The organism is Pyxidicoccus sp. M15, from assembly GCF_056858435.1.
Genome location: NZ_CM166495.1, coordinates 9,265,335 through 9,276,289, shown reverse-complemented (window position 1 = coordinate 9,276,289; position 10,955 = coordinate 9,265,335). Strand labels below are relative to the sequence as shown.

The window sequence follows — 10,955 nt, the reverse complement described above, 5'->3', positions numbered from 1 at the left end:
CGTGAGTGGCTCCTTCCTTTCGACGGCAATCCTTCTCAACTCTCTCTGCGGTTGTTTTCCAGCCGCAGGCGGCCGTCCTCGAGGAAGCGCCGCGGGGCCTCGTGGTGCCGCACGGCGTAGCCGAGCGCCTTGCGCAACAGCCCGCGCTCCTCGCGCACCTTCTCGTGCTCCACCTCGGCCCAGGCGAAGTAGGCGTCCACGTGCGGGCGCAGGTGGGCCTCCCACCAGGTGGCGAGGGTCTGGTATCGGTGGTTGTCGAGGCGGACGCGGAATGGTTGCGTGCGCTGGGACCGATTCCAAAAGCTCCTCCAAAGGTATGCGCTGCCCACGCCACGCATCGTCCACAGCTGCGTCATCGCGAGCGAAACTCCACCGTGAAGAACCGGATGCGGGAAACCCGCACGTCCGGGACTGTGAGGGGCAGGGGCGGCAACGTCCCCGCCTACTCGGCACGCCACCTCCTGCCGCACCTTGGCCTCGCCGTCCGGCGGCTGCTCCGCGGTGGGGCGGAAGAGGGCGTCGTAGACACTCTTCGCGTCGGCCTGCACGTAGCCGCTGAAGCCCTTGAAAAGCTCAAGCACCGCGGCGCTCGTCTCCTTCGGCGTGTACTCGAAGAAGACGGCGTCCTTGTCGGCCACCTGCACGAAGTAGTGGCCCCGCCGGCACGCCTGGCGCTGGCCCTCGACGGGCACTGGCTGTACCGCCGCACCAGGGGCAGCGCGCGGCCTGCCTCGCTACGCCCTGTCTCCGCCAGACGACTGGACCACCGATACAGAGGGCCCGTCGTGACTCCTGACCCTTGCAGTACTCAGCCGCGCTCAGCCCGCTGGCGCGCCAGTCCGCGCCCCGCTTCCTCCACAGCTCCGCGTTTGCCATGCGCCCCACCTTGCGCGCGCTGGCTCACCTTCGCCACACGGGGCTCATGCAGCGGAGACGCGAAGACGACGCTACCTCCAGCGCGGAGCTCGAAGCCAACTGCACGGCAGTACCGCGCCCTCGCTGCTGCCCGGCACGTATCCTCATTTCACGCTCGCAGCCGCCTGCCTTCGTGGACGCTTACGTTTCTCCAATGAAGTATCACGCTTATGTCGCCGGCCCCGGGTGAAAAACACGAACGTATGAATGACGGCGGAGACGGTAAACACCACCGCGACCTGTTCGGCAATGACGCTTGCAAACCACCGCGCCTGGGCAGCATGAAGAGCGTTGTTGGTGTAGGGGACGGGAAGGAACAAGAGACTGATGCATCCGATCAGGATGGCGACAAAAAAGGCAGGCAGCGGCGTTTCCCACACTGTGCTGTGGCGCCTTTCCATCTCCGTAATTGTCTTTGGTCCGATCAGACTCACGGCAATTGTCAGTATCAGTAAGAGATGGGCGAGCTGACTATTGACTACGCCGATGTCGTCGAGAAATCCCTTCCACTCGCCAGCGGGATCCCAGGAGCGGCCTGACTCGACGCAGCAGAGAAACCATGCGTCGTAGATTGCCATTGCCACAGAAAGTACTGCGGGACCTCCCAGTGCAACCAGAAGGCTCCTAAGTATGCTCTTTTGCCGGGAGGTGCTAGGACTCACCGCTACTCGTCTTGAGATCGATCATGCACTTGGTGGCGCTGATCGCGGCCCTGGCATATCCGTCCAATCGAGAGGGTATTTGGCTTGGGTGAATCTCAGGTCCGAGAATCCCGACGCCGACCGGTTTGTCGAACTCCTGTTGCAATCTCATCAACTCAGCCAGTACGCACTGTGCCATTACGAGGCCGTGCTTGGTCTCCCCTCGCTCGATGATCCCAAAGACGGCGGCTCCCTCAATGTCATCGCGCTTGAGCAGCCAGCGCATCGCGAGTGGGTACTCCATTGCGCCGGGAACGAACACCTCGCGGACGATTGTGAATCCTTGGACCTGAGCTTCAGACCGGGCGGAGTCTCGCATGAGGGCCATCTCCTTTTCGTGAAAGGACCCCATCAGCAAGGCGATTCTGTTCATAGTTTAGTGCCCATTTCTCCACTGCCCGAGGAAAGGACTGTTGGCGGGAAGGCGACGAAACCCGAATCGCGAATAAAAGTCTTCAAGGCCCGGCGCGACCATTAGTCCAAGAAAGGCTCCGGAATGAGTGGGAGCCAGCTCGTCAATACGGTTCATCAACCGTGAGACCAGCGCGCTACCAAGACCACGCTTTTGAAAGTCCGGTGCCACGAGCACATCCTGCACGTAAAAATACACAGCACCATCTCCAACTACACGGCCACAACCGACGATTCGTTCGCCAACGGAAGCAGTAGCGATCAGCACCGACGCCGACAGCGCCCGCTCCGCTCTTCCATGTGCGATAGCGTGCCAGCCCACCAAGCGCCTCAACTCGCAATACGCCGCGACCGTCAGTGGCAGTCGGTCGTACTCAACGGACTCTGACGAGGACATACAATTTGTTCACTCACATTCATTGATACAGGAGGCCGCTCGATACTCATGGCGCATCCTTCAATCGCCTTGCCTCTATCTTGTTAGCCCGGAGCTACCGGCACCTATAATCTTGCACAACTGTGTCGAGTACGCATTAGGGTGGATTGGAGGATTGTTGCGGATGGGGACTGGTGAACAGGGGCAGAGAAGGGCAGCTGACGGGTGTCCCCGGGCTGCGCGTTTGTCCGGTGGAGCTGCGGTGCAGCCCCTGGATGCACACGCCTGCCCAGGCCACCCCATGGAAGCGTTTTACTCACTTCCCAACTGTCGAGTGGAGCGGGTGATCCGCAACAACTCGGCGGATGTCAGCCTCGTGGTGCGCATGGAGGGCACGGGAGCCCAATGTCTCTCCTGTCAGACGCCTGGTACCTTGGTGCATGGCGGCTACGTCCGTCGCCCGGTTGACCTGCTCTCCGCCGGACACAGCGTGAGTTTCGGACTCCGCATATGTCGCTTCTGCTGCCGAAACCCGGCGAGCACTCGCCGCACGTTCGCGGAGCGCCCGCAGCGCCTGCTGTCCCCTCGGGCTCGGCGGATACAGAGACCTGACTCATCCACATAGCGAGTGCGAGGGCGGCCTCTTTGGTGCGCCGCCTGTTCGGGCGCTTGGGGTGCCCGCGCACGGGTGCGTCATCAAGACGCACGAGCCGCTCCGAGCGCGCCGTTAGGGTGGCGCATGTCGGGAGGCTGGATGTCCACTCCGCGCTCGGGCGCGCTCGTTCTCATGCTCATGCTGTCCTCTGGCTGGGGCTGCAGCCGGAAGTCCGCCCAGGAGTCGCCGGGTTGGACGGAGGCGGACGGTGGCATCCGCTGCGAGGGCCTCCAGCACCTGGCCTGCACGGGGCTGTACGGTGAGGGCGGCGCGGGCTGGGCGACGAAGACGGTGCCCGCCAGCGTGCGCCCCTTCGAGCCCGGCCTTCCGCTCTGGAGCGACGGGCTGGAGAAGTCGCGCTTCATCTTCCTGCCTCCGGGCACGCGCGTGGACAGCGCGCGCATGGACGAGTGGCGCTTCCCGCCGGGCACGAAGCTCTGGAAGGAGTTCTCGTGGAAGGGCCGCCGAATCGAGACGCGCTTCCTGTGGAAGCGGCCCGACGGCACGTGGCTGCGCACCACGTACCGCTGGAGCGACGACGGGCGCACCGCGCTGGAGCTCACGGACGGCGAGCAGCACGTCCCCGGGACGAATGACTACGAGATTCCCAGCCAGGCCGACTGCCAGGCGTGCCATGGCGGGCGAGGGGACGGAGTGCTCGGCTTCGAGGCGGTGGCGCTCGCACACGCGGGAGCCCGGGGGCTGACGCTGGAGCGGCTCGCCCAGGAGGGACTCCTCACCCACGCGCCCGCCACTCCACCGCGCATCCCTGGTACGCCCGCGGAAGCAGAGGCGCTGGGCTATCTGCACATGAACTGCGGCGTGTCCTGCCACAACGCCAACTCCGCGGCGCTGGGAAGCACGTCCGGGCTGCACCTGCGCCTGGAGGTGGCGGAGCTCGGCTCCGTCGCGCAGACGGACACGTGGCGGACGGCGGTGGGCGTGAAGTCCCTGTTCCGCACGTCGGGCCTGTTCGGGGGCGACTTCTTCCGCGTGGCGCCGGGTGACGTGAAGCACAGCACGCTGCTGCACCGGGTGGCCCAGCGCGGGTCCGCCGCGCAGATGCCGCCGCTGGGCACACACGTCGTCGACGAGCGGGGCCACGCGCTCCTCCAGCGGTGGATTGAAGCCATGCCGCCCATGCGGGCCGACAGGTGAACGACATGCTCTACGCGGTGGTGCTCTTCCTGCATTCGTGGCTGCGCTGGGGCGTGGTCGTGCTCGGTCTGCTGACGCTCGGCAGGTCGCTGCTCGGCTGGCTGCGTGGCCGGGAGTGGACGCGTGCGGACCGGCGCCTCCAGGTGTCCTTCGTCTCCGCCTTCGACCTCCAGTTGCTGCTCGGGATGACGCTCTACTTCGCGCTCAGCCCGCTCACGCCCAGGTCCATGGATGCGCTGCGGACGAATCTGTCCGTGTCCTTCCTCCGATTCTTCAGCCTGGAGCACCCGGTGATGATGCTCCTGGCGCTCGTCGCCGCGCACGTGGCGTCCGCGCTGAGCCGCCGTGCGGAGGACGCCCGGCGGAAGCACCGTGTATGGGCGGTGGGCCTCCTCGTGGCGCTGCTCTTCATCGCGCTCGGGATTCCGTGGCCCTGGCTGTCCCATGGCCGCCCGCTGTTCCGGGGCTTCTGAACCCTTACCCGCCGCGAGGTCCGTCCATGCTCGACATCCTCTGGATGCTGATGATGCTGCCCGAGATGCCCACTCCACCGAGGGGCCCGCCCCGCGCGCAGTTGCCCGAATCACGACCTCCGGCCCTTGCGCGGCGTCAGAGGTCGAGACCCGCGAGAAGGCGACCGCAGTCCGCCACCGTCTCGGTTCGCCGCACCCGCCCGGCGCGAAAGGCCTGAAGTTGAAAGGCCCGTCACAACCGGTGCCACGGACTCTCCACCGATTCGTCACAGCCGGTCCGGATGGGAGTGGGAGAGCGTCCGCCCTTCGCCCCCATGGGCGCCAAGGGAGTGGACATGTCTGGACTGAAGTGCCCCATCGTCGCAGTGCTGGCGGCAGGACTCCTGCTCGCTCCAGGGTGTGGACCGAAGGCGCCCGAGGGCACTGACGAGGAGGCCGGGCTCGCCGGCTCCACGACGGCGCTCGCGGGGGCGCAGAGCGCCTCGTTCCAGGATGGAGTGGCTCCGACGTCGAGCTACGCGGGCACCCGCGACGCGATGATTGAAGAGGAGCACCCCGACACCAACCACGGTGGTGACACCAGCCTCTCCGCGAGCGGTGACACCCCGGCGGGCAGCGGCAACGAGAACTTCATCCTGCTCGAGTGGGACGTGTCGGCCATTCCGGCGAACGCCCTCATCCGCTCCGCCACGCTCACCGTCACGGTGTCCGACAAGGCGGACCAGACCTACGACTTCTACGAATTGACGCGTGCGTGGACGGAGAGCCAGGTCACGTGGAAGCGGGCGGACAGCAGCACGGACTGGGCGTCGAACGGCGCGGATGGCAGCGGGGACCGGAACACGACCTCCGTGGGCTCCCTCCGTGCCGCCGCGACGGGGACGTACACCGTGACGCTGAACGCGGCGGGCCTGGACGCGGTGCGCAGGTGGGTGACGACGCCCTCCAGCAACCACGGCCTTGTCCTCGCCAACAAGGACAACGACAACCGACTGGAGCTGCGCTCCAGCGAGTACTCGACGAAGAGCGCCCGCCCGAAGCTGACGGTGACGTGGGACCTGGTGTCGCCGGACGGAGGCACCTTGCCGGACGGAGGCACCGGGCTCGACCCGAACCCGGGCACGTACAGGGGCACCTGCGATGGCTCGGGCGGCGTGTGGATTGACTCGACGCGCTTCCTGAACTTCAACGACGAGTCGCAGACGGCGCGCATCTTCCCCCAGGGACAGAGCGCCACCGCGCTCCAGAGCAAGGACCTGGGCAGCGCGCTGGGACTGTCCTCCTCGGACGAGGCGGACTTCGAGGATGCCGCGCGCGTGGGGAGCCGCGTCTACGTCACCACGTCGCACGCGCGGAACAAGGACGGGGAGCTGCAGACCTCGCGCTACCGGTTCTTCGCCATCGACCTGGCGGGCGCGGTGCCGACCCTGTCGCTCCAGGTCGCGGGAAGCACCTCCAATCTGCTGAAGGACATGCTGGACGCCGCCAACTGGCTCCAGCCCGACGCCACGGTCCTCTCGCTGCTGAGCGCCCGCTCCCGGCTGTCGGAGCCCACGGTGCCGGACCTGGCGCCGAAGCTGAATGGGACGAACGTGGAGGGACTCGCCGCGCTGCCGGGGGGAGGCCTCGTCCTCGGCTTCCGCAACCCGCAGGTGGGAACGAGCGCGCTATTGGTCACCCTGACCAACCCTGACGCGGTGCTGACGGGCAGCCGGGCGAAGTTCGGTCAGGCCCTGCGCATGGACCTGGGCGGCAACGGCATCCGGGGCCTGGCGTGGTCCGAGGCCCACCAGGCCGTGCTCATCCTGAGCGGCCCACACGACGAGAGCCCGGGGCCCTTCGCGCTGTGGAAGTGGAGCGGAGCCGCGAGCAGCGCGCCGGTGAAGGTGATGGACCTGACGGCGCCCGCGGACTCCGCGCCGGAGACGGTGATTCCGTACCCTGGAACGAAGGACGTGCAGGTCCTGTTCGACATGGGCTCGCGGCTGGTGGGCGGCACGCAGTGCAAGGAGCTGTCGACCTCCAGCCAGTCCTTCACCGACGCCGTCTTCCGCGTGGAGTGAAGCGGGCCCGGCGGGCCTCCGCGAAGTGCGCGGAGGCCCGCGAGGCGGCGACTACTGCGCGGTGCCCTTGGCCAGCTCGGCCACGTAGGCGGCGGTGATCTTGGAGAACTTCAGCGCGTGGGTCGCGGTGTTGCCCGAGCGCGACAGCGTGTCGTTCGCCGTGTGGATGTAGGGGTTGTCGGAGTTGAGCGGCGCCTCGAAGGGGATGGAGGCGGCGAAGCCCTGGTTGTACCAGGAGGCGTGGTCCGAGCACCCGTAGCCGCACGACGAGTTGGTCTGCGGAATCTTCACGTACGTGGTGATGAGGTTGCGCACGAACGTGTTCTGCGCGGAGTTGGTGTAGTCGGTGATGAGGGCCACATCCACCGTGGTCGAGCCCTTGTAGTTCGTCATGTCGAGCTGGAGCACGCCCACCACGTTGAGGCCGTTGGTCTTGTGGTAGGCGGCAATCTCCTTGGAGCCGCGCAGGCCCACTTCCTCGGCGGCGTAGGCCATGAACTTCACCGTGCGCTGGGGCCGGTAGTTGCGGGTCATGGCCACGCGGATGACCTCCGTGAAGGTCGCCACGCCCGAGGCGTCATCGTCCGCGCCCGGCGCGTTGCCGCCGGAGCTGTTGATGGAGTCCAGGTGCCCGCCCACCACCACGATTTCGTTGGGCAGCGTGGTGCCGCGGATGGTGAAGATGACGGACGGCTGGGCCCAGCTTGCGTGCCGGAACAGCTCCACGGTGACGTCGGTGCGCGTGGTGGGCACGTAGCTCCTCCACTTCGACAGCAGCCAGTTGGCCGCGTCCACGCCGCCCTGCGAGGTGTAGTAGCGCGTCGGGTAGCTCGACAGCGAGGTGATGGTGCTGCGCACGTTGGACTCCAGCAGCGAGCCCATCAGCGTGTTCACCGTGGTGGCGTTGTTGAGCGTGTAGGTGACGAGGTTCTGCGGCGCCACCGCGGGGGCGGGCTGCAGCGACGCCACGGCCTCGTCGCGCGTCTCGTGGGTGATGAAGCCCGCGCAGCGGTTGAAGCGCTCGTGCATGAGCGTCGCGAGCCGCGACAGCTGCGACTCCTTCACGCGGAACACGGAGACCTGCTCCTTGGAGAGCTCCGCGGTGGGCTCTTCCCAGCCCGCGCTCTTGAAGGACTCGCGCATGGGCGCGACAGCCTCCGAGCCCAGGGTGATCCACACCTCGCGGTCCTTCGGTGCTGCCTTGTTCTGCTCGGCGAAGGCCTGCGAAGTGCTCAGCAGCAGCAGGGAGACGGGAATCAACCTTTTCATGCGCACAGCTCCTCTTTTGCGGGGGGACAGGGGCCGCGTCACGCGGCCCCTCACGGCGGGCGGCATCCTGCTTTCCGTGGAATACCTAAATTAACAGAAATCTAAGTGGCGTGCTGGATTGAACAGAGGCCTCGGACCCGGGGACGGAGGACGCGGGGCATAAGGGGGGCGTCTCCTGGGCAGCCGCCCGGGGGCATGTCGAGCGCGTTGCTTGCCGCGGCCGCGCGTGTCTCCCACGTTCAGGGCATGGGCCCGACACACCTCTCTTCCCGCCTCACGGCGGACGCCGTGGCGGGCGGAGCCGGCAAGCTCTGGCGGGATGCGTCGTGCCCGCTGCGCCGTCACGCGTCGTGCCTTCCCCCACGCCCGCCGCGTGGAGGAGGGCCATGGTGCGCTCGTCACACGGGTTGCTGATAGCGGTGACGCTCGGACTGGGGCTCGCCCTCACGTCCGGGCTGGTGGTCTTCGACAGGTTCGCCAGCGCCAGCCTGGAGCGCGAGGCCCTGCTCGAGCAGCAGGGGCGTGCCGAGCAGCTCGCCGGCCAGCTCCAGAGTCGCCTGGAGACCGCGGGGCAGGTGACGCGCACCGTGGCGACCCTGGCCGCGCCGCTGCGGGAGCGCTCCGCCGTGGAGGCCCTCATCCAGGGCACGCTGGCGTCCACCCCGCCCGAGTCCATCTACGGCATCGGCGTGTGGTTCAGCCCGTACGCGCTGGAGCCCGGCCGCCGCTGGGTGGGCGCGTATGCCCACCGGAAGCTCGACGAGACGCAGCACGTCGTCCTCACCTACGAGTGGTCCACGCCCGCCTACGACTACCACCACCGGCCCTGGTACCAGCAGGGCCTCCAGTCGGCCGGCACGCCCTTCCTCACCGAGCCCTACTTCGACGTGGACCTCGTCTACTCCACCCTCTCCATGGCCTTCGGGGGCGTGGACGGGGCGCCTCGTGGCGTCATCACGGTGGACGTCGTCCTTCCGCAGCTGGTGGCGCTGGTGGCCCGGGCGAACACCGCGCCGCATGAGACCTTCTACGTCGTGACGCGCGCCGGGCGGCTGCTCGCGCATCCCCAGGAGGCGACGCTCGTGACGTGGACGCGAGCGCGCAACGGCGCGGGCGCCAGCGGCGTGCCGGAGCTGTCGGTCGCGGACCTGCGCGCGTATGAGCAGGCCCACGGGCTGGGCGCGGAGCTGCACACGCAGCAGGCGGAGGTGGATGACGCGGGGTGGACGGTCCACGTCGCCACGGACAGGGACTGGCTCTTCGCCCACTCCCACCGGCTGCACGTCACGCTCCAGGCGGTGGGCGCCACCGTGTGGGTGGCCCTCCTCGCGGCCCTGGTGGCCGGCCTGCGCACCCTGCACGTCCGGGAGCTGTCCCGGACGCTCGCCCGGCGCGAGCGGGAGCGGGAGGCCCTGGAGCGCAGCGAGCGCATGTTGCGCGAGGTGCTGGAGACGTCCATGGACAGCGTGGCCGCGGTGGACACCGGGGGACGTCTGGTGACGTGGAACACCAGCGCGGAGCGCATGTTCGGCTGGCGCCGCGAGGACATCCTCGGCCGCCCGGCGGTGGACCTCCTCTGCAGGCCCGAGGACCGTGCGGAGCGCAACCGCCAGCTGAAGCGCATCATCACCCGGGGCTGTCCCCTCATCCCCGCCTGTCGCCTGGAAGCGCTCGCGATGCGGCGGGACGGCACGGTGTTCCCGGTGGAGACGAGCCTCGCCGCGGTGCCCACCGACGGCGCGCACCGCGTCTATGCCTTCGTCTCGGACATCACCGGGCGCCGCCAGGCGGAGGAGGAGCGCCAGCAACTGATGGCCCAGCTGCGGCGCCGCTCCGCCGAGCTGCGGGCCATCATCGACCACATGGTGGAGGGCGTCTTCGTGGCCGACCCGGACGGCCGGCTCTCCTTCGTGAACCAGGCGGGCCAGCGGATGTGCGACGCGGCCCTGCCCGAGATGGAGGCCTGCTCCCTCCGGACCCTGGACGGCGTCCCCCTGGAGCGCGACGCGCTGCCGCTGTTCCGGGCCCTGCGCGGCGAGGTCGTCGTGGACTGTGACATCCGGGCCGCCAGGCCCGGCGGGGAGCGGGTGCTGCGGATGAACGCGGCCCCCATCCCCGACGAGGAGGGCCGGGTGATGGCCGCGGTGGTCGTCCTCCATGACGTCACCGAGACGGTGGAGTTCGACCGGCTCAAGGACGAGTTCGTGCGGATGGCGGCGCATGAGCTGAAGACGCCGGTGACGGTGATGAAGTCCTTCGCGCAGCTGGCGCTCAAGACGGACGCGGGTCGCGACACCGCGCTGGGCCGGCTGCTGGAGGGCATCGACCGGGGCGCCAACCGCATCGACCGCGTGGTGCGCACGCTGCTGGACGTGTCCCAGCTCCACCTGCGGCAGCTGCGGCTGGAGAAGGAGCCCCTGGAGCTGACGTCCCTGGTGGAGGACACGGCGCGGCGGATGGCCGAGCTGCATCCCCATCACCCCATCCACGTGAGCGCGGACGAGGAGGTGGCCGTGTGGGGAGACCCGGCCCGCCTGGAGCAGGTGCTCGTGGCGCTGCTCGACAACGCCGCGCGCTACTCGCCGACGCCGGCGCCCGTGGAGGTGACGGTGGCCACCGAAGGGGAGTCGGCGCGGGTGTCCATCCGGGACGAGGGCATCGGCATCGCCTCGGACAAGCAGGCCCGGCTGTTCAACCGCTTCTACCGGCCCCATGCGGGGACGGTGCATGACCGGGGCGGCCTGGGGGTGGGGCTCTACATCGCGCGGGAAATCGTCCAGCAGCACGGCGGCCAGCTCACGCTGGAGAGCCGCGAGGGAGAGGGCACCACCGTCCTCATCCGCCTGCCGCTGCATCCGGCGCGGGACGCGAAGAGCGGGGCTCCGTTCACCGCGGAACAGGACGGCGCCCCCGCGTGAGCCGGCGCTCGTAGCC

9 protein-coding genes are annotated in these 10,955 nt (G+C 68.3%); 4 read left to right on the top strand and 5 right to left on the bottom strand.

Translation table 11 applies throughout. The features are described 5' to 3' along the window. Positions 1-35: 35 nt before the first annotated feature. From ACX9TP_RS34110 to ACX9TP_RS34095, 4 genes are all read right to left on the bottom strand, one after another. Positions 36-692, bottom strand: a complete 657-nt coding sequence (locus ACX9TP_RS34110) for an IS66 family transposase (RefSeq protein WP_482974823.1) — start codon at positions 690-692, stop codon at positions 36-38. 327 nt (positions 693-1,019) lie between these two features. Next, entirely contained in the window at positions 1,020-1,493 is a 474-nt protein-coding gene (locus ACX9TP_RS34105) for a hypothetical protein (RefSeq protein WP_482974822.1), read from the bottom strand. 73 nt (positions 1,494-1,566) lie between these two features. Continuing rightward, positions 1,567-1,935 (bottom strand): 6,7-dimethyl-8-ribityllumazine synthase, encoded by a 369-nt coding sequence (locus tag ACX9TP_RS34100; RefSeq protein WP_482974821.1) that lies wholly within the window; start codon positions 1,933-1,935, stop codon positions 1,567-1,569. 57 nt (positions 1,936-1,992) lie between these two features. After that, on the bottom strand, positions 1,993-2,424 hold the full coding sequence (locus ACX9TP_RS34095) for a GNAT family N-acetyltransferase (protein ID WP_482974820.1): 432 nt from the start codon (positions 2,422-2,424) through the stop codon (positions 1,993-1,995). 733 nt (positions 2,425-3,157) lie between these two features. On the opposite strand from ACX9TP_RS34095, the gene ACX9TP_RS34090 reads away from it, so the two are divergent. The 3 genes from ACX9TP_RS34090 (at position 3,158) to ACX9TP_RS34080 (ending at position 6,752) form a co-directional block, all read left to right on the top strand. Next, entirely contained in the window at positions 3,158-4,216 is a 1,059-nt protein-coding gene (locus ACX9TP_RS34090; protein ID WP_482974819.1) for a hypothetical protein, read from the top strand. Between the two features lie 5 nt (positions 4,217-4,221). After that, positions 4,222-4,689, top strand: a complete 468-nt coding sequence (locus ACX9TP_RS34085; protein ID WP_482982269.1) for a hypothetical protein — start codon at positions 4,222-4,224, stop codon at positions 4,687-4,689. Between the two features lie 335 nt (positions 4,690-5,024). Next, positions 5,025-6,752: a DUF3616 domain-containing protein gene (locus tag ACX9TP_RS34080; RefSeq protein ID WP_482974818.1), complete on the top strand. Its 1,728-nt coding sequence runs from the start codon at positions 5,025-5,027 to the stop codon at positions 6,750-6,752. 51 nt (positions 6,753-6,803) lie between these two features. Here ACX9TP_RS34080 and ACX9TP_RS34075 read toward each other — a convergent pair whose 3' ends face one another. Next, a complete protein-coding gene (locus ACX9TP_RS34075; protein ID WP_482974817.1) occupies positions 6,804-8,021 on the bottom strand; it encodes a M20/M25/M40 family metallo-hydrolase in 1,218 nt (405 codons plus the stop codon). Positions 8,022-8,407: 386 nt separating this feature from the next. Between ACX9TP_RS34075 and ACX9TP_RS34070 the strand changes: the two genes are divergently transcribed. Beyond that, positions 8,408-10,939 carry a PAS domain S-box protein gene (locus ACX9TP_RS34070; RefSeq protein WP_482974816.1) on the top strand — a complete coding sequence of 844 codons (2,532 nt, stop codon included), beginning with the start codon at positions 8,408-8,410 and terminating at the stop codon, positions 10,937-10,939. The last annotated feature ends 16 nt before the right edge of the window (positions 10,940-10,955 follow it).